Source organism: Burkholderia latens (assembly GCF_902499045.1).
GTDB lineage: Bacteria > Pseudomonadota > Gammaproteobacteria > Burkholderiales > Burkholderiaceae > Burkholderia > Burkholderia latens.
In genome coordinates this window covers 246,959-266,649 of the sequence record NZ_CABVPL010000004.1, presented here as the reverse complement: position 1 = coordinate 266,649, position 19,691 = coordinate 246,959, and the positions used below count along the sequence as shown (strand labels likewise).

General features: G+C 61.3%; 13 protein-coding genes and 2 pseudogenes. 5 read left to right on the top strand and 10 right to left on the bottom strand.

The genetic code is table 11. The features are described 5' to 3' along the window. The 4 genes and pseudogenes from BSE24067_RS33080 to BSE24067_RS05115 form a co-directional block, all read right to left on the bottom strand. Positions 1-296 (bottom strand): annotated as a pseudogene (locus BSE24067_RS33080) (YadA-like family protein); the annotation flags it as partial. 51 nt (positions 297-347) lie between these two features. Beyond that, entirely contained in the window at positions 348-5,687 is a 5,340-nt protein-coding gene (locus BSE24067_RS05130) for a beta strand repeat-containing protein (RefSeq protein ID WP_151062572.1), read from the bottom strand. Between the two features lie 110 nt (positions 5,688-5,797). Continuing rightward, positions 5,798-6,109, bottom strand: a complete 312-nt coding sequence (locus BSE24067_RS05120; protein ID WP_170297399.1) for an H-NS histone family protein — start codon at positions 6,107-6,109, stop codon at positions 5,798-5,800. A 420-nt stretch (positions 6,110-6,529) separates the two neighbouring features. After that, entirely contained in the window at positions 6,530-7,594 is a 1,065-nt protein-coding gene (locus tag BSE24067_RS05115; RefSeq protein ID WP_170297398.1) for an EAL domain-containing protein, read from the bottom strand. 334 nt (positions 7,595-7,928) lie between these two features. Between BSE24067_RS05115 and BSE24067_RS05110 the strand changes: the two genes are divergently transcribed. Beyond that, a complete protein-coding gene (locus BSE24067_RS05110) occupies positions 7,929-8,516 on the top strand; it encodes a recombinase family protein (protein WP_151062569.1) in 588 nt (195 codons plus the stop codon). Between the two features lie 402 nt (positions 8,517-8,918). On the opposite strand, the pseudogene BSE24067_RS05105 reads toward BSE24067_RS05110, so the two are convergent. From BSE24067_RS05105 to BSE24067_RS05085, 6 genes and pseudogenes are all read right to left on the bottom strand, one after another. Then, positions 8,919-9,986 (bottom strand): annotated as a pseudogene (locus BSE24067_RS05105) (arsenic transporter); the annotation flags it as partial. Positions 9,987-10,008: 22 nt separating this feature from the next. Further along, positions 10,009-10,794: a cupin domain-containing protein gene (locus tag BSE24067_RS32370; RefSeq protein ID WP_151062567.1), complete on the bottom strand. Its 786-nt coding sequence runs from the start codon at positions 10,792-10,794 to the stop codon at positions 10,009-10,011. Beyond that, positions 10,791-11,783, bottom strand: coding sequence for a M14 family metallopeptidase (locus tag BSE24067_RS05100; RefSeq protein WP_174904701.1), 993 nt, complete (start codon positions 11,781-11,783; stop codon positions 10,791-10,793). Before BSE24067_RS05100 ends, BSE24067_RS32370 begins: the two co-directional genes overlap by 4 nt. A gap of 2 nt (positions 11,784-11,785) precedes the next feature. Beyond that, the gene (locus tag BSE24067_RS05095; protein ID WP_151062565.1) at positions 11,786-13,264 is read right to left on the bottom strand and encodes an NAD-dependent succinate-semialdehyde dehydrogenase; all 1,479 of its coding nucleotides are present in this window, start codon (positions 13,262-13,264) and stop codon (positions 11,786-11,788) included. Positions 13,265-13,319: 55 nt separating this feature from the next. Then, entirely contained in the window at positions 13,320-14,243 is a 924-nt protein-coding gene (locus BSE24067_RS05090) for a 2-hydroxyacid dehydrogenase (protein ID WP_151062564.1), read from the bottom strand. A gap of 6 nt (positions 14,244-14,249) precedes the next feature. After that, a complete protein-coding gene (locus tag BSE24067_RS05085) occupies positions 14,250-15,134 on the bottom strand; it encodes a GNAT family N-acetyltransferase (protein WP_151062563.1) in 885 nt (294 codons plus the stop codon). 269 nt (positions 15,135-15,403) lie between these two features. On the opposite strand from BSE24067_RS05085, the gene BSE24067_RS05080 reads away from it, so the two are divergent. From BSE24067_RS05080 to BSE24067_RS05065, 4 genes are all read left to right on the top strand, one after another. Continuing rightward, complete coding sequence (locus BSE24067_RS05080; RefSeq protein WP_151062562.1) at positions 15,404-16,018, top strand: cupin domain-containing protein; 615 nt, start codon at positions 15,404-15,406, stop codon at positions 16,016-16,018. A 348-nt stretch (positions 16,019-16,366) separates the two neighbouring features. Beyond that, positions 16,367-17,860, top strand: coding sequence for an aldehyde dehydrogenase family protein (locus BSE24067_RS05075; protein WP_151062707.1), 1,494 nt, complete (start codon positions 16,367-16,369; stop codon positions 17,858-17,860). Positions 17,861-17,995: 135 nt separating this feature from the next. Next, on the top strand, positions 17,996-18,802 hold the full coding sequence (locus BSE24067_RS05070; protein ID WP_151062561.1) for an ABC transporter substrate-binding protein: 807 nt from the start codon (positions 17,996-17,998) through the stop codon (positions 18,800-18,802). Between the two features lie 232 nt (positions 18,803-19,034). Then, complete coding sequence (locus BSE24067_RS05065; RefSeq protein ID WP_151062560.1) at positions 19,035-19,691, top strand: amino acid ABC transporter permease; 657 nt, start codon at positions 19,035-19,037, stop codon at positions 19,689-19,691.

Here is a 19,691-nt window from a genome sequence, read left to right as displayed (position 1 = left end):
CTGCCGAGGGCGAGCGCGCTCGCGCCGTTGGCCGTGTTCGCGTTGCCGAGCGCCACTGCGCCGTTGCCGGTCGCCGTGTCGTTCGCACCCATCGCCACCGCGCCGGTACCCGTTGCGATGCTCGGGTCGCCGATCGCGACTGCGCCGTCGCCGCTTGCCGTGTTGCCGGAGCCGATCGACACGGCCTTGCCGCCCGTTGCCGATGCGTTCTGGCCGATCGCGACCGCGCCTGCCGACTGTGCGTTCGAGCCGTCGCCGACTGCCACGCTGCTGTTGCCTGCCGCGCTGGCGTTCACGCCGGCTGCGAGGGCGTTGGTGCCCGTCGCGCCGTCGTTGGCGTAGTTGCTTTACTGCACGCCGTTGTCGTTGACGCTGTAGTAGTGCGTCTTCGCGGCGTTGATTGCGGTCGAGGTCGAGGTCGACAGCGACGACACCGAGCTGTTCGTGCTGCTCAGGCCGGTGGACAGCGAGTTGATGCCGGTCGAGGTTGAGGTCGACAGCGACGTGATCGAGCTGTTTGCCGACGAGAGGCCGGTCGAGGTCGAAGTCGACAACGAACTGATCGAGCTGTTAGCCGACGAGAGGCCCGTCGAAGTCGAGGTCGAGAGCGAGCCGATTGAGCTGTTGGCCGACGAGAGGCCCGTCGAGGTCGAGGTCGACAGGGAGCCGATCGAGCTGTTTGCCGACGAGAGGCCCGTCGAGGTCGAAGTCGACAGGGAACTGATCGAGCTGTTCGCCGACGAGAGACTCGTCGAGGTCGAGGTCGAGAGCGAGCCGATCGAGCTGTTGGCCGACGAGAGACCCGTCGAGGTCGAGGTCGAGAGCGAGGTGATCGAGCTGTTCGCCGACGAGAGGCCCGTCGAGGTCGAGGTCGACAGCGAATCGATCGAGCTATTGGCGGACGACAGACCCGTCGAAGTCGAAGTCGACAGCGACGTGATCGAGCTGTTAGCCGACGACAGGCCGGTCGAGGTCGAGGTGGACAGCGAATCGATCGAGCTGTTAGCCGACGAGAGGCCGGTCGATGTCGAGGTCGACAGCGAGGTGATCGAGCTGTTCGCCGACGACAAGCCGGTCGAGGTCGAAGTCGACAGCGAGGTGATCGAGCTGTTGGCCGACGACAGGCCGGTCGAGGTCGAGGTGGACAACGACGTGATCGAGCTGTTAGCCGACGACAAGCCGGTCGAAGTCGACGTGGACAGCGAATCGATCGAGCTGTTAGCCGACGACAGGCCGGTCGAGGTCGAGGTCGACAACGACGTGATCGAGCTATTCGCCGACGACAGACCGGTCGAGGTCGAGGTCGAGAGCGAGGTGATCGAGCTGTTCGTCGACGACAGGCCGGTTGAGGTCGAGGTCGACAGCGACGTGATCGAGCTATTCGCCGACGAGAGACCCGTCGACGTCGACGTCGACAGCGACGAAATGGCGCTGGTTGCGGTACCAACCTGTGCGGCGACCGAATAGAGCTGACTGCCGTTGATCGCGTCGGTACTGGTCGCAGTGACTTGGCCGGCGGCGACGTTGGTGATTTGTCGTTCCTTGCCCGGTGCGCCGACGCTCACCACGCCGACCGGCGAGCTGCCCTGGAAGGAGTACGTGACACCGCCGATTGTGGCGCTCGACGTCGGGTTCGCGGTGCTCGTGACCGAGTTCGCGCCGAGTGCGATCGAGTTGGCGACGTTGGCCTGCGCGTTCGCGCCGAAGGCGAGTGCGTCGGCGGCGGTGGCCTTCGCAGCCGAGCCGTACGCCTGTGCGCCGACGGCGTTGGCCGTGGCCTGGCTGCCCAGCGCGATCGTGTTGTCGGCGAGCGCCTGGTTCGAGCTGCCGAGGGCGAGCGCGCTCGCGCCGTTGGCCGTGTTCGCGTTGCCGAGCGCCACTGCGCCGTTGCCGGTCGCCGTGTCGTTCGCGCCCATCGCCACCGCGCCGGTACCCGATGCGACGCTCGGGTCGCCGATCGCGACCGCGCCGTCGCCGCTTGCCGTGTTCGCAACACCGATTGATACCGCCTGGCCGCCAGATGCTACCGCCGCCTTGCCGATCGCGATCGCACCATCCGAGCTTGCCGTCGCAGTATCACCAAGCACCACGCTGCTCACGCCCGATGCCGTCGCATTTGAGCCAATCGCAACTCCGTTCAATTGTGTGGACGCGTTCGTACCCACAGCAATCGCATTATCGCCTCCTAACGCTACACTCTGGCCCAACCCGACGGTCCCTGCCACATTGCTGGCAACGTTAGCACCTGTCGCTATCAGCACATTGCCAGACGCATTGTTGCCGACCGTATTACCCGCTCCTGCGACGAAGTTTTGCGTGCCGCCCGAGCCAACGGCATTGTTGTTGCCGACGGCGTAACTATTTGCGGCGCTCACAGTGTTTGACTTGCCTATGGCGCCGGACGATGCACCACCGACCTCGTTACTGTATCCCACTGCGTTGCTCATGGTGCCGGTCACACCATTTTCGTTACCGAATGCCGCGCTATTATCTCCACTTACATTGTTTGCATTCCCAACGGCAGCGGATTGACGCGCTGTGGCAATGTTGTATGAGCCAATAGCCTGTGCGTCCCAGTTTTCTGCACGATTGTGGAAACCGACTGCAGCAGCAGTGCTTGCAGACGCATTATTTTCTCCTCCGATTGCCAGAGAATCGCTGCCGCTCGAACTGTTGTAAGCACCTATCGCCATGGATTCATTCCAACTGGCGACGTTGTTATGCCCTATCGCAATGGCATTGTTCCAGGTGGCACTATTGGTGTTGCCCAACGCAACCGCACCATCAGCGCTGGCTGTCGTATCGTAGCCGACCGCAGTGGAGTTGGCACCGCTAGCGCGGGCGTTCACGCCGGCTGCGAGGGCGTTGATGCCCGTCGCACCGTCGTTGGCGTAGTTGGCTTGCTGCACGCCGTTGTCGTTGACACTGTAGTAGTGCGTTTTCGCGGCGTTGATCGCGGTCGAGGTCGACGTGGAGAGCGACGTCACCGAACTGTTCGTGCTGCTCAGGCCAGTGGACAGCGAGCCGATACCGGTCGAGGTCGACGTCGACAGGCTCGTGATGCTCGACGTCGTCGTGCTTGCAACCGCGTAGAGCTGGCTACCGTTGATGGCGTCGGTGCTGGTCCCGCTGACGAGGCCTGCCGCGACGTTCTGGATGCGGCGCTCCGCGTTCGGCTGGCCGACGCTGACAATGCCGCCCGCCGGCGTCCCGGCCTGGTAGCTGCCGAACGTCTGGCCGCCGATCGTGGTGCTGCTGACCGCGGTGTTGCCGCCGGTCGTTGTCGACGCGGCGCTGCTCGTCACCGAGTTGCTGCCGAGGGCGATCGAATTCGCGACGTTCGCGGTCGAGCCCACGCCGATGGCGATGGCATTCGAAGCCGAAGCATGGGCGTTCTGTGCAAACGCGACCGAACCCGCCCCCGACGCGGTCGAGTTCGAGCCGAGGGCCGTCGCATAGTTGTTCGAGGCCACGGCGGCGGAGCCGACGGCGACCGAGCCGGACGCGCCGCTGGCTGTCGAACCGTTGCCGAGCGCGATGGCGTCTGCGCCTGTCGCACGCGTGGTGGCGGCAAAGCTGCCGGCGGTGCCCATTGCAATTGCACCCGTGCCTGTCGACGTGGCGGAACTGCCGATTGCGATGGAGCCGTTCGTGCCCGTCGCGTTTGCGGAACTGCCGATTGCAACCGCGCTGCTGCTTGCCGTGCTGGTGTTGCCCAGCGCGACGGAGCCGGTGCCGCTCGCCGAATTGCCGTTGCCGAGCGCAAGCGCACCGGAACCGTTCGACGTGTTGTTCGCACCGATCGCCAGCGCACCCGTGCCGGTTGCGCTGTTCGGATCGCCGATCGCAACGGCGCCATCGCCGCTTGCATTCTGCCCCCGACCGATCGCGACCGCACCACCATTGGACGTTGCGGAATTTGCGACAGTCCCCGCCGAGCCGATCGCCACATTCTGGCCTGTGGCGCCTGACGACACCCCATCGCCCTGCGCGATTCCGTAAGCGCCATTGACGGTCGCGCCGCGGCCCAGAGCGATGCCGGAGGTCGCTGCGGAAGCGACGGATGATTGACCGCCGATAGCAATGCCGTCCGCGGCCCCCGACGTTGCGCCACCGCTTGAATTGCTGCCGATCGCAATCGATCCTGCATTCGATGCAACGGCATTGGTGCCGTACGTCGTGGCGTATGCGCCGGTCGCCGAGGCGGCAACACCGATTGCTTGCGCGCCTGTCGCATTGGCGACAGTGCCGTTGTTGCCGATGGCGAGGGAATTCATTCCGCTCGCGGTCGTCTGCGCGCCTATTGCGTTCGAATCCTGGCCATTGGCAATTGCCCTGGTGCCGAAAGCGATCGAATCGCCCTGACTGCTCGTCGACGACGATGAGGCCGACGCTTCATAGCCGATCGCGATCGTTGTTGCGCCCTGTGCCGTTGCGATCGCGGATTTGCCGATCGCGATCGACCCGACATTCGCTGCCGTCGAACCGAAACCGACGGCCGCCGCGTTGGCACCCGACGCAACCGCGCTTGTGCCAAGTGCAACGGCATTACTCGAACCTGTCGCCTGGGCCGAATCCCCCAATGCAATCGAAGAACTACCGGTCGAACTGGAACCCGACCCGATGGCGATCGCCCGGGTACCGCCAGCCTGTGCGCCTGCCACGGCGACAGGAGAAGCCGCGCCGCCTTCGGCAACGAAATCCTGCGCGCCGAGCGCGATCGAGTTGTTTCCGCCAGCGCCCGCACCGCCGCCGATTGCCGTCGCGCCTACACCGCTCGCCGTCGCGCCTACGGTCGTAGCCGACGTCGAGTTTTGAACCGCACCTATCGCAGTCGCACCGGTATTGGTCGCCTGGGAATAGGTTCCCAAAGCAGTGGCAGCGACCTGCGTCGAGGCGGAACTCTCCCCCAACGCGACTGTCCGCCAAGCCGACGTCACGGCACCCATCCCAATCGAGACCCCGCCTCCGGCGGTGCTGGGCGCGGTCGCTTTTGCTCCTTTGCCGATCGCAATGGTGTTCGTCGAATTGGCCGTCGTCGCTTGGCCGATCACGATCGAATTTCCTCCAGTCGCCGACGCAGCCGATCCAATCGCAATCGCCTGACTTCCCGACGCAACAGTAGCCGCGCTGGAAGATCCGTCCGAACCAGAGGACTGTGCAGAACCGATTGCGATCGCATTCGTACCTGCGACGCCATTCAGCGTGGCGACGCTGCCAAGTCGCATTGAATAGGTACCACCGCCAATGTCCGTAACCCCGATCCGTCCGGAATTGACGAATAGCTGGCCACCCAGGCTAAGACCGTAAGATGCGTGGCTGCCACTGATGGTTGTGCCTGCAGGCCCGAAGAACAGAGACTCGTTCGTCTGTGTTGCCGGGTCTAGCGCGCAGTTTGCATTGATCACCTGCCCTGCCGACCCGCCGTCAAAAATACCCCAGCAAGTACTGTCCCTTCCATCATTGACGTACAAGCCACTGGACTGCGCAAGTGTTGGCGCCGCCCCGCCCGCCAACCCGATCGACGCCAAGGCCAGCACCAGCGACTTGAGAGACAACCGCTTCGACACGGCCCCCACGGTTCCTTGCCCGTTGGTTGCCCCGGCACTGTCGCCGCGCGCCAACTCCGACGCCACCACCAACTGTCCCAGCGCCCGATTCCAAACCGTCCGATAGATTCGATTCATTTTAGTTTTCTCCAGACCGCGCACCCCGGCGCAGCGATTCCTGTTCTGTTTTGCCCCGCGCCGACACACGTCTGTTTTCGTGGCGACACACCCCTCGTCACATCTCTCAATCAATCGCCGCCTGTCGGCAATCGATAGTCATCCAGATTTTTTCCCTGCAGCCACGTCGGCGTACGCCCCACACCTGCCCACGTCTTTCCGCTCTCCGGATCCAGGTATTTGGGTGCGCGCCTACGGCCTTTCCTGCCCGAATCCCGGCCCGCGTACAAAGCCATCGCGATGTCGTCGAGCGATATTCCATACGTCGTCATCCGATGCACTATTTCTTGCAGAACACCGCACACCTCCCGCCGCCTGGCCAGATCGATCGTCGATTGCAACCTTTCCTTCTTCTTAAGCAGCTCTAAATAACTGCCATCCATCGGACCGCTCATAACCTGCACCCTCGACCATTTCTCGCGAGCTCTCCGGCCTTTCAAGTCGGCAATACTTCGCCTCTTCGGATTGCCCTCCCGTGCTGAACTCCAAGGCAATAAATCGTCAATATCATTCGCCTGTATTCCCGGCGTGACCGAATCGACCTGAGGGCGCCTATCCTTTCCCTCATCCGTCTTCGTCCGAGCTGCGCGACCGCTGCCTGCCCTCCGTAGAATCCGCCGATCAAACCGCCGCTATAGGCACCATCCACATCGTCCAGCAGCTGTCCGCTCGCAAACTGCGACAGCACCCGCTTCGTGCTCTCCTGCAGGAAGTAAAGCATCCCCTCGCGCAGCACCGCATCCTTGCTCGTCCCTTTAACTTGCATATGCCTTCCTCGCGTCTCCTGAGCACACGTCGGGGATCTATATCCGGGTGCCGAACGGACAGGCGAAATAGCCCCCCTGTATCCAATGCGCGCCCGCCTCTCCGGCCATATGCAAATCCATTTCGGATTCCACACCATCAACTACAACAATCGACGCGAGCTCGCTTGCGAGCCGAACAAGGCCACGCAGCCTCCGCACCCCCGTTTCCGACGCCCGACGCAGGATCGAACTGTCGATTTTCACGATATCCGGCTCGCGCAACTCGATACTGGACGACAAGCCGAATCCGGCGCCAAAATCATCGATCGCGACCCGGCATTTCAGATGCCTCAATCGGTTGCGAAAGCGGCGCGTATGGTTCGGCACACATTTCGCTCGCTCCGATATTTCTATCGTCAACCGGCATGCCACATCAGGGAATTTCTCCAGAGAAATAAACAACGGCTCCCACCATTTGGTCTCTACCGCGCTTTTCCCTGAAATGTTCACACCCAGCGCCAAATCCGGATTGCTCGCCAAGCTGGCAATTGCCATCTCTACGACGTGACAATCAATCCGATTCGTCAGCCCAAGACGCTCCATCGCGGAGAATATGTCCGCCGACCGAAAGGGGCCGTCACTTGATTTAAACGAAAGGTGCGTTTCACACTCTTGATAAAGAACTTTCGTTGGATCACCGAGACCGCGGATCGGCCGACGCCGCAACACCACATCGCCTCGGCTCAGCGCTTCATAGGCCGCTGTTGCGATGTGCAGGTCGCGACGCACACTCGCATCCAGATCGCAACCCGGCACAGCGTTATCGAACTCGCTTCCTTTGGAACCGCCGTGCGCCATCGGCGTGTATTGCGACACACCGCGCCCGAGCGTTTGGACCCATTCGCGGGCGAGCAGATACCGCTGCCTCCCTTCAAGGTCGCTGCCTGCACCGTAGCCGCCCTCCTCAGACAGGACGAATGCACGCTCAGCCAGGTCCCGCGCAATCTGTTCAAGCGCACCGCCGCAACGCTCATGCCACGCGGTCCTTCCATCTGCCGACGAAAACATTTCACACCCCGTGCCGGTAAGCCGCATCGCTCGTTCAACGTCGGCACCGCTCACACATGTTGCGTTCATGAACGCCGACCCAAAAAGGAACCTTTGTGAGAATCTACGAAGAAGGTCACCGCCCATCGACTAAGCCATTGTTTCGATAAGAGTTTTGCGTGACCCGGCCGGGCCGGACAAAAAGGTTCCTTTTTGTCCACTACAATATCGTCGTCGTTAACACTTCTTTTCATTTCCCAATCAACAACCGGCCCGTCAAATTCAAATCAAATGAAGAACGACACCGCAAACGTTTGCAATTGTTTTCTCGATTTTTCATGCATAGTTCAGCCATGTTTGAGAATGGCCTGTGTCAAGTCGTCGTCATTCAGAACCGCGTGAGTTCACCGTGAAAATTGGATACGCACGCGTCTCGACTCAAGAGCAGAACCTCGCCCTTCAGAAAGACGCTCTCCGCCGCGCAGGATGCGAGATCATTTACACCGACCAGGGCTTGTCCGGATCGGGATTCAGCCGTCCAGGACTCGATCAGGCGCTCAAACACTTGAAGGCCGGGAGCACGCTTGTCGTATGGCGGCTCGATCGGCTCGGCCGATCTTTATCCAAGTTAGTCGACCTGATTTCGTATCTCGAACGACACAAAATCAAGTTCGCGTCCATTACCGAAGCGATCTCGACCGACTCATCCGGGGGAATGCTCGTATTCCATATGATGGCGGCACTCGCTCAGTTCGAGCGGGCCCTGATCAGCGAGCGCACGCGTGCCGGCATGGCCGCGGCACGGGCCAGAGGCACAAAGCTCGGACGAAAACCCGCGCTGACCGAATCGCAGGAGCGCCAGGCACTTCGTCTGCTCGAAACACATTCCGTTACTTCGGTAGCGGAACGCTTCCACGTTCATCCACGCACACTTCGGCGCTTATGCGTGCGACATCAGGCGGCGCAAACGCAATCCGGCAGGTCGGAAAAGCGTTGAGTCTTCAGATGGAACGGGGGCGCTGATTTTCGTGCACATGAAGCACGTTTCGCATCATTCTCGTTCCGGCGCCCCCAGCCGGCGGCAACACGGCCGGCATGCGGCCAACGGCAGCGATGCCTGTCGGGCCGCACAACAACAGCAACCGGGCCCCGTGCATCACTGAGTAGACGCCTGCATGGCGATGCACGGGTGACCAGCCTGCTCCCTGCCGTAACGTAGCGAAACCCGGAGTTCTCGGCCCCGAGCCGGGACGGCAGTTCGATTGCTGCTTTGCCGATCCGTTTCAAGATAAGAAAATCTTGCTCAAACGAGAATTGTATGGTACCCCGCGCCTCGAAAGCGCAGAGCCCTGGTTTCCCGTATGTTCGCGTTCGCCGATTCCAACGCACTAGTCGCTTGTCAGGCGCCAAGCGTGAGCCGTGTCACCAGCGCGGCCACCAAGGCCGGCAACATCACGCACACCCCGACCGCGAGAAATTCCCCGAAGCCGACCCGCTGCCCTTCGCGCCGGATCGCCGCGAGCCACAGAATCGTCGCAAGCGATCCGGTGACGGACAGATTCGGGCCCAGGTCGACGCCGATGAGAATGGCGCCGATCACCGTCTGCGGACTGTGCGCGGCGCCGATCGTCGAACTCGCGATCAGTCCGGCGGGCAGGTTGTTGACCAGGTTCGACGCGAGCGCGATGCCCGATGCGGCTGCGGCAGCCTGCTCGCCGCTGGCCGTCCACGCGCGCAGCAGCCCGGCCAGTGAGCGCACCGCACCGTTCCGGTCGAGCGCCTCGACGAGCACGAACAATCCCGCGACGAGCGGCAGCACGCTCCATGAAATTTCGCGAACGATCGGCACGCACGCCGCGCGATCCCGATACAGGACGCACGCGGCGGTGACGCATCCCGCGACCGCGGTCGGTAACCCGAGCGGACGATCCATCATCGACACCGCCATCAGCGCAACGGCCGTGACCGCGATGCCGGCCAGCGCAATGCGCGCGCCGCCGGTGAGCGGCAGCACCGGCAAACCCGACGCGCAACGGCCGCGAAGCGCATGTCGCTGCGTCATCCGAAGCATCACGAACGTGCACGCGATCGACGCGACGGACGGTAGTGCGAAATGGGCCAGCCATTCGCCGAGCGCGGGCATGCGCGAACCGTACAGCACGAGATTCGCCGGGTTCGAGATCGGCAGCACGAAGCTTGCCGCGTTGGCGACGAACGCACAGATGTACAGCAGCGGCATCGGGTCGGCCTTGGCGCGACGGGCGGCCGCGAAGACGGCCGGCGTCAGCACGACCGCGGTTGCATCGTTCGACAGAAAAATCGTCGTCACGGTGCCGACCAGATAGACGAGCGCGAACAATCGCCGGGGCGACCCCTGCGCGAGATTGACGACGTGCGTCGCGACCCAGTCGAACAGCCCTTCACGACGCGCGACTTCGGACAACAGCATCATGCCGGTCAGGAACAGATTTTGCGGACGATTCGCGCCGTCACGCCGGACGAAAAATCGCGTATACCTTTGCGACGTGCCCAAGACTTTCCCAACTGCACTTCGCACCTTGCTCGACGAGAAAGATGTCGCCGCGAGAAAACGTTGCACGGCGACCTGCTTCGTCGACAAACGTCACACTGCCTTCGAGCAGGTACATGAGTTCGTAATGGTGGTAAAGCATTGCGGTCCGATGATAGGGAGTTGAATCCCAGGTCCCGCAGGTAAATTGCCCGTCGGCCGAACGATAGTCGGTCTGATTGCGGCATTGGGGAGTCGGCGTGAGTAGCAGTTCCGCGAGGGGCGCGCCCGATGGCGCTAACTGCGGGGCACCGTCGATCGGCACGATGGTGCCGTCGGCACTGCCGCCGTTCTGGTAACGCATGAATATGATTGATGTGGGCCCTGTCGCTGCCCAAGAATACGCCGCTCCCTGACGTAGCACCGCGCTATCGCCCGGCCGCAGCATGAGCGCGTGCTCACCTTGCGTGAAGGTTACCGCTCCTTCCGAGACGACGACGAATTCGTCTGCTGGCTGGAACGACACTGTCCCACTGTCTTGTGCGAGCGTAATGGCACCAGCGGTTACCAGGCCTGGTGGCAAATCCAGTAAGCGGCGGCTGGACTGGAAGCGATCATCACTAGGCAAATCGCAAGATGCGACACCCTGGCTCGCATCCGACGCGAATACTTTCATATCGATGAAGGATCGAGGGCGGCTTTGCAGCGCTGCTAGTCGCTGCATTTCGGGCATGGCACCGTTGGATAGGTCTCGTTCAACTTTCACTTTACTTCCTCCAGTTTGCGCACCGAATGATCGATGCGCTGTAAGGTTCGGCCAAGTCTCACGACGGTCACACCCGGCCGCAATTGACGCAGAGACGGCATGACGAGGACGCAGTCGTCGTACGGCGTGGTAACGGCCTGTCCGTCTGACCAACCGATCACCGTACCGGTCTTCGAGAAGACTTCGAGGCCCGTGTACGGCCCCGCGAAACGAAAATCCATGCTCTGCGCAACAACCGGTTCCGTCACACGCACAACGGACATTGCGTCGGGAAGCGCTACGAGCCATCCGGCCGGCAAATCGTTTTTGTCGGCCACACCTGTCAGCAAGAGAAATCGAGCGGTACAGTCGCGGGCCACCGTGACCGCGCTCCTTTCCCAGTGCTGCCCGCATTCGATGAGGAGGGCGCTTTTCGCGCTTGTTTGATCGCCGAAGCCTCCGTAATCGCGCATCCTCCGTCCTTCGGGATGGCCTTCGTCACAGATGACCGTGCCTGGCGTGCCCAAATCTATCGCGAACTCGGTGCCCTTTCGCAGCGGGCCAGCCACGATCAGCGGCGCGCTCTTTTCGTGCATCGAGTGCAGATCGAGCAGCAAATCGACGGTGTCGAGCACTGGCCGCATTGCGCGGGCGCGATCAAGCTCCGACGAGCGCATCGCGAGATCGTCGAGCGTCGAAGCGGCCCATACCCGATTAAAGTCCTGGTCGACAAAACGGGCCTTGTCCGGCACTGCGGGATCGAAACGCGCATAGGCGGCCACGTTCGCAAACGACAGCGTCATGCTGCCGCGACGGGGCCGTAACCGCGCGCGCAACAGTTCGTCGACGACGATCGCGCCACACACCTCGTTACCGTGTGTCAGAGCGTTGATCATCACGTGCGGGCCGGTTACACCGGAATCAAACGTATAGACGTAAGGGACGCCCGTATTACCAGAGGCATGTGCGGAGATATCGGGAAAGTCGATTTCGATCGGATAGGCATCCATCGTCATTCCAGGCCGCCCTGACATAGATATTTGATCGACAGATAATCGTCGAGTCCATACTTCGACCCTTCGCGGCCATAACCCGATTCCTTCACGCCGCCGAACGGTGCCGCTTCCGACGCCAGCGCGCCCTCGTTGATACCGACGATCCCGGCCTCGAGCGCCCGCGAGACGCGATCGATGCGACGCATATCCTGGCTATAGAAGTACGACGCGAGGCCGAACGGCGTATCGTTCGCGGCCTGCACGGCCTGTTGTTCCGTATCGAATGGAAAGAGCGGCACGACCGGGCCGAACGTTTCCTCGTTGAAAAGCAGCATGTCCGATGTTGCGTCGGCGAGCACCGTTGGTGCGTAGTACCGCGGTCCGAGTTCAGTGAGCGCCTTGCCGCCCGTCAACACGCGCGCACCGTTTGCGACTGCATCATCAACGTGCTGTGCGATTTTCTCGATTGCACGCAAGTTGATCATCGGACCGATCTGCGAAGTCGCATCGCTGGCGGGACCAACGCGCAGTTCGGCTACCTTTGCACTCAACAGGGTAGAAAAGCGCGCGTAGACGCTACGCTGAACGTACACGCGGTTAGGGCTGACGCAGGTCTGGCCGCCGTTTCGGAACTTAGCCGCAAGGAGGCCCGCCACCGCCGCGTCGAGATCCGCATCCTCGAATACGATAAACGGCGCGTTGCCGCCCAACTCCAGGGAGGCCTTCTTCAGCGTGGTGGCCGACTCACGTGCGAGATACTTACCCACCGGCGTGGAGCCAGTAAAGGTGATCTTGCGCACGCGCCCATCCGCGAGCCATTCGCCAACGGCCTCGACGGTCGACTCGCGCGACGCTGAAATCAAATTGAGCACGCCGTCAGGCACACCCGCCTGATGAGCGAGCATGACCAGCGCGATCGCGGTGAGCGGCGTATCTTCGGCAGGTTTCGCGACGACGGTGCAGCCGGCGGCCAACGCCGGCGCGATCTTGCGCGCGATCATCGCCATCGGGAAATTCCACGGCGTAATAGCCGCCACGACACCGACCGGCTCTTTGATTGCGCTCATGCGCTTGCCGCGCTGCTGCTGAGCAATGAGGTCGCCGTAGATGCGCGTGGCTTCGTCGGCGAACCACGCGACGTACGAAGCGCCGTACGCAACCTCGCCGCGCCCCTCGGCGAGCGGCTTCCCTTGTTCGAGAGAGATTAGCGCGGCAAGCGCATCTTGCTGCTCAACGATGAGAGCATGCCAGCGGCGCAGTATGGCCGCGCGTTCCTTGGGTAGCATCGCGCGCCACGCAGGCAACGCCGCGGCGGCGGCGTCTGCTGCGGCACGCGCATCGGCGGGGCCGCTATCGGCTACCTCGGCGATCAGTTTTCCAGTAGCGGGATCAATCACCGCGAAGCGACGTCCACTCGCCGCGGCGGCCCATTGCCCATTGATGAAATTCTCCGCGCGAATCAGTGCGCGCGCTTGCTGTTCGAGATTGATGCTCATTGGAACGCTTCCTGTGCATGAGTTTGTGCTGCGTGGCAACAGCAGTTCGATGGCCTTAATATCCGCGCGCCCGATCGATTTCACCGATCATCGGTTTGCGCGCCCAGTGACGGCGCAGGTTTTCCAGCACTGCGTCGGCGGCTGTAACGGCGCACGTCGCGCTCGCGATATGCGGTGTGATGCGTACCCGAGGCTGAATCCAAAGCGGGTGGTCTGGAGGCAAGGGCTCCGGATCAGTTACGTCGACGACCGCACTATGAATGTGACCGCGCTCCATTGCATCGAGCAGATCGCCCGCTACCAGCTGCGGCCCGCGGCCTACATGCACGATCGACGCGCCTTCGGGTAACTCGGAAAAAATGCGTTCGGAAAGCAAACCGCGTGTCGCGTCGGTGAGCGGGACCAGGCAAACGAGCACGTCGGTGCGCGCGAGAAACGCATCGAGTGCGGCGTCGCCAGCGAAGCATTCAACGCCCTCGATGTCCCGCCGCGAACGGCTCCATCCGGCGCATGCGAACCCGAAGAGTCGCAGTCGTTCGAGTACCGCGGTCCCGAGCACGCCAAGCCCCAGCACACCAACGCGCCGTGTGGCGGCCGGCCGCAGCGGCATCGGCTTCCAAACGCGTACCTGTTGCTGCAGCGCGTAATCGAACAGATCGCGATGAATCGCGAGCACCGCTTCCGTGACGTACTCGACCATGCCGTCGACAATGCCTGGCTCGATCATGCGTACGACGGGCAGATGGGTGGGAATGCGGGTGAGATCGAGCTGGTCGACGCCCGCACCAATTGAGAACACGACTTCCAGATTGGGCAGCGTGACGGGGAGATCATCCGGTTGCCAGGCAATTAAATAGCGGATCGCGGATGGGTCGCCGATGTCCGGCCATATGCGAAACGCAAGGTCTGGGGCGAGTTGAGCGAAGCGCTCGGCCCATACCGCACCTCGCACCGGATCGGACTTGTATAGCACGGTCATCGCCGCTTACCCCATCGCCTGATTGATGATGCCGAATACGCCATATATCGCGTCCGGTTTGCCGCTGTGCCGCTCTGCCGGCTCATTGCGCACCATCTTCACAACCGTGTCGATGCGCTTCACGCCAACCGCGTTCAACCAATCGGTGAGGCCGCCCTCCCTTGGCACGTCGATGCGCACGAATTCGCCGGAGTACATCGCGAGCCAGTGGGCGATCAGCGCCTTCGCTCGCCCATCGCCTGGCGAGTGTGCTGCCACGACGGGACCAATTGCGTAACCGCGACCAAAGCGGCGAAACAGCGCAAAACCCACTAATTCACCGGCGCGTTCGAGCACGACACCCTGCGCAACATCGAGCAGTACGGGGATGATTTGGCTGCGATCCAGCCCGCTCGCACGCGACGCAAGTTCGATGACCAGTGGTACGTCGTCGCGTTTCAGCGAACGCAGTTGCTCTCCAGCCGGGGGCGTGACGCGCGGGACATTGCTGACGGCGCCTTGATGCTGATCGACCGTGCCGCACGCTTCGAAACCGAGTCTTTCGTAGAGCGGCTTGCCGGCGGGCGTAGCATGTAGGAACGTGACGCGGTTACCGAGCACCTCGAGCACCAGTTCCATCAACTGCCGGCCGATACCGCGCCCCTGCGCTTCGGGAGACACAATGACCAGGCCGAGCGTGCCACCATCGGTACCGCACTGCCAGCAGAGTGCCGTGCCGATCACTTCGCCGTCATCCTGCGCGACGAACCCGCTGCCGGCGGCGAACATCAATTGCCAATCTTCCGCTCGATGGGGCCAGCCGGCGGCCAGTGACAGTGCATGCGCAGCAATGATGTCGGTGGACTCGAAAGCACGGTAGGTCGGTGCATTCTTTACGGATAGTGTGGACACGAGAACTCCTGCAGCGGCATGTCGGCCTCGACAGATCCATCGCCGCGAAGCGGGTCGGTGCATCGTTGTTAACTGCGATAGAGTCACAGTCGAGTGTTCGGCAAAATATGGCACTATTCAATATAATGATCAAGAGATTCTTCCCGTTCATCGCGCTGACGGGAGGTCGCGCCGCCTCGGGTCGAATGCCGGCACGAGCGAGCCAGCGAATGAAGGTCAACTGCGATGCGCCCCGGGAAGGGTATTGAACCGTTTCAACAGAGGTTTGCATGAAGCCAGCACCGGTGAGGAAGAAAGACGTAACTGAACTGCATCATTCTGACGTCGGAGGCCGCCTACGGGCCCTGCGCATCGAGCAAGGATTGTCCGTCAACGAACTTGCCATGCGCGCCGGTGTGTCGGTCGGTACGGTGAGTCAGGTCGAGCGCAACAAGGCGAATCCGTCGGTGCGAATTCTCGAGCGCCTAAGGCAGGCGTTGTCGGTACCGCTTTCCGCGCTGCTGGAGGACGATGACGCAGCGTCGGATCCGATCGTCGGCGACTTCGTGCGCAAGGCGACCGAGCGGCCGCTGTTCGACGTCGGCAAGCAAGGCGTGCAAAAAGAGCTACTGTCGCCGCACGGAAATCATGACCTCAAGATGATGATCATCCTGCTCCCAGCAGGAGCAGGGTCCGATGAAGTGCTCGTTGGCGTGGGTGAAAAAGCAGGGCTCGTGCTCGAAGGCACAATCGTCCTGAATGTCGGTGACCGCCGCGCCGTGCTGCGCGCTGGCGATAGCTTCCAGTTCGAGAGCACTGTGCCGCACAGCGTGCGCAACGAGAGCAACGAGATGGCGCGCGTGCTGTGGGTCATGAACACGCAGCCACCAGTCGTTCATTTGTGAGTCCCGCGCTCTTGCTCGTGAGGCACCGGAGTCGGGCACGACGACTTGCCGCATCGCCGATTCGCCTTGCGACGCAGCGCACGATGGTCAGTCTCAACTGACTGTCGCCATTGCCGCGTGAGCGGCATTTGGATTGACTGGCGGCAAACGAACCCTACCGCACCGCACAACGAAAATTTCCCGATTTCTTTTTTGATCGCTAGCAATTCACTGAACGATCAATATAATGAACGCCATCAGATGCTTGTTCATTGCATGTCCCGCGCCTGACAAGCCGTGCAACTTGCGGTGACGTGGGGAATGAAACCTGGCGTCGCCGCTACTCCAGATTTTGAGGTTAGGTCGAGCATGTCTACCCCGCCACTCGATTTTGATCCGGCTACAGTCTCGTTGCCTCAGGGGCATTTCATTGGCGGCAGGTACTATTCAACCAATGAGACGCCGATCGCTGTTTACCGACCTTCCGACGGTCAGTTGCTCGGCCATATCCCCGATGCCTCCGCAGACACTATTGACTATGCGGTGAGCACCGCGGTGCAGGCATGGAAGACGAGCGACTGGGCAACGCAACCGCCACGCGAGCGAGCGAGAGTACTGAGTCGCTGGGCAGATTTAATCGATCGGAATGCTGTGAGCCTCGCGCAGTTGGAGGCGGTCAGCTCGACGCGCCCCGTCGCCGAGGCGTACGCATCCGATGTGCCATTTACCGCAGAGGCGATCCGCTTTTTCGCTGAGCTCGCCGACAAACTTGGCGGCGAGTTCGCGGCAACGCGCCGCGAAAGTGCGGGATTCGTGACATCGGAACCCTATGGGGTGATCGGTGCAATCACACCGTGGAATTTCCCGCTGTCGATGTGCTCCTGGAAGTGCGGACCCGCGCTCGCCGCCGGGAACGCGGTCGTGTTGAAGCCGTCGGAACTGACGCCGTTCTCTACGCTCAGGTTGGCGGAACTGGCAGTCGAAGCGGGCATGCCGCCCGGCATCTTCAACGTGGTGAACGGCCGTGGTGCAACGACCGGAGCCGCGATTACCCGCCACCCCGATATTTCGAAGATCAGCTTCACCGGTTCCACGCGAACCGGTGCTGCGATCATGAGCGACGCGGCTTTGCATGGCACGAAGCCCGTGACGCTCGAGCTGGGCGGGAAAAGCCCCCAACTCGTGTTCGAACAAGTACCGGACTTGGAGCACGCAGCGCGCTGTATAGCGCGAGGATTCACCAGCAATGGGGGCCAAGCATGCGTTGCCGGTACGCGGCTTATCGCGCACAGGCGCATCGCCGAGCCGCTGCTCGAAGCGGTACAGCGCAACTTGGCGAATATCGCCCCAGGGCCACTATGGCGGAGCACGACTCACTATTCACCCATCATCAGCCGAAGCCAAGCTGATCGGATAGAGTCCCTCATCGACGAGAGTCTAGCGAGCGGCGCCGAACTCATCTTCGGAGGTGGCTACTTCGAAGATACAGACGGCGGCTATTTCCACCGACCGACCCTCCTGGCGAATGTGACCGATTCGACGCCGGCGGTGCAGCAGGAATTGTTCGGTCCGGTGCTGACCGTTCAGACCTTTGAGGACGAGGATGAAGGCATCGCACTTGCCGGCCACCCGACATACGGGTTGTGTGCGGGTGTCCATACGAGCGACATTGGGCAAGCGATGCGCGCTATGCGCCGAATTGCTGCTGGTACCGTCTGGATAAATCGCTATGGTCGCAGCGGGGACATGATTATTCCCACCGGGGGATTCAAACAGTCGGGTATCGGGAAAGATCTCGGGCGCCAAGCGCTGGAAGCCAGCATGCGATACAAGAGCGTGCTGATCGATTTTGATCGAATGTGACGGTGGGTAGAAGTTGATCGACACCGCAATGAATGGTTTTGCTCGTTGCTTGACACCGGGGTGTGAAGGAGGCCGAACGTCTTGTATGCATGCTTTTGCCGCACGTGGATGAAGCAATTTTCTCAAGGATAGACCATGTTCCAATATACGCCGCAAAGTGCTTCGGGGAAGCACGTCCGTTTCTTCCAGCGCATTCTCGTTGCTGCCGCCGTAGCCGTAGCAACGGTCTGCGGAGCCAGCCAGGCATGGGCAGCGCAAATCAACGTTTCCGCCGGAACCACGCCGTCCAGCGTTCCCAACGCGTTCTTGAACATCAAGACAAATCAGATTGAAGGCGTCATGCCGGATGTCATTCGCGCAATTGGGCAGCGCGAGGGCTTCGACGTGTCGTTCAATGTCATTCCATTCTCCGCATTGATCCAGTCAGTCGTTTCCGACAAGATCGACCTCATCGTGGCCGGTATGACACCGACGCCGAAGCGAGAAGAGGTGATCGCTTTCTCTCAACCCGTGGCTTTTTTTGGCAAGGGGATCATCGTCAGCGCCTCCGATAAGAATACCTATCGGACAATTGACGATCTGAAAGGCACGGTGATCGGCGCCGGCGCCGGCGAGGAAACCTCGGACGAGCTTGTGAAGCTCGGCATCTTCAAGGAAGTGAAGTTGTATAACACTGCCGCCGATATGGCCCGTGATGTCACGCTTGGTCGCATTACGGCAGGATTCAATGATTATCCGATCTGGAAGGCACAGGAGGCTGCCGGTACGCTGCAGGGTTGTCGTGTCGTCGATGGCTTCAAACCGCTTCGAAAGGTACCGATTGCATTCGGCGTCAAGAAAGGAAATGCCGCCTTGCTGTCAAAGATCAACGACGGGCTGGCCAAGATCAAGGCGGACGGAACGTTGGACAAGATCCTGAAGAAATGGAATTACGTGGATTGACGTGCCGGATGTCGATGGACGATGACAGGAGGGCATAGTGATGCGCGTCTTCGGTCGGATCGAATGGGACTCGATCCGACTTGCCAGATGCGCATGAGTATGACCGTTGGGTAAGGAGACGGCCGGTCTGCCGCATAGTCCGAGCGTAGCTATCGAGATCATCCGCTCTTGATAGCTACAATTAAAAACGGCGCCGGTCTTTAAGTACAAACGATTATTGGAAAGGCGAAACATGCGTTGGAGCGACATGGTCGATTTTGTCCCCATCCTGCTGCAAGGGGCCGGGATGACCGTCTTTATCACGATCAGCTGCCTGATTCTCAGTACCGTGCTGGGTCTCGTTTGGGCGCTTCTGAAGATGTCGCGGCACGCGCCGGTCAGGCGCGCGGCCACCACGTTGATCAACGTGGTGCGGGGGCTGCCGATGATCGTGTTGCTGTTTTATATCTACTTTGTACTGCCCTCGATCGGGCTACAAATGAGTGCCTTGCAGGCGAGCATCATCGGCTTGGCGTTTGGGTACTCCACGTACGTCGCCGAAATCATTCGATCCGGCATCGAATCCGTTGATCCGGGTCAATACGAAGCAGCCCAATCCATCGGAATGGGGCGCATCAAGACGATGACGCGGGTGATTCTTCCCCAAGCCATCAAGGTCGCCTTGCCGCCTTATAGCAACACGCTCGTGTCGATGCTCAAGGATTCGTCACTGGCATCGACGATCACCGTCTCCGAGATGACGCGTCAAGGCTCACTGATCGCGGCCGCGACCTTCCAGAATCTTGAGGTCTACACGCTCGTGGCGATCGGATATCTCGCCATGAGCCTTCCGTTGATGAGTTTGACGAAGGCGCTCGAGCGGCGCTTCGGTAAACACAAGGTGAAGTGA

Coding starts and splice junctions, on each gene's coding strand:
- BSE24067_RS05130 (WP_151062572.1), bottom strand. CDS start 5,687: ATGAATCGAATCTATCGGACGGTTTGGAATCGGGCGCTGGGACAGTTG.
- BSE24067_RS05120 (WP_170297399.1), bottom strand. CDS start 6,109: ATGGATGGCAGTTATTTAGAGCTGCTTAAGAAGAAGGAAAGGTTGCAA.
- BSE24067_RS05100 (WP_174904701.1), bottom strand. CDS start 11,783: ATGGATGCCTATCCGATCGAAATCGACTTTCCCGATATCTCCGCACAT.
- BSE24067_RS05095 (WP_151062565.1), bottom strand. CDS start 13,264: ATGAGCATCAATCTCGAACAGCAAGCGCGCGCACTGATTCGCGCGGAG.
- BSE24067_RS05090 (WP_151062564.1), bottom strand. CDS start 14,243: ATGACCGTGCTATACAAGTCCGATCCGGTGCGAGGTGCGGTATGGGCC.
- BSE24067_RS05080 (WP_151062562.1), top strand. CDS start 15,404: ATGAAGCCAGCACCGGTGAGGAAGAAAGACGTAACTGAACTGCATCAT.
- BSE24067_RS05075 (WP_151062707.1), top strand. CDS start 16,367: ATGTCTACCCCGCCACTCGATTTTGATCCGGCTACAGTCTCGTTGCCT.
- BSE24067_RS05070 (WP_151062561.1), top strand. CDS start 17,996: ATGTTCCAATATACGCCGCAAAGTGCTTCGGGGAAGCACGTCCGTTTC.
- BSE24067_RS05065 (WP_151062560.1), top strand. CDS start 19,035: ATGCGTTGGAGCGACATGGTCGATTTTGTCCCCATCCTGCTGCAAGGG.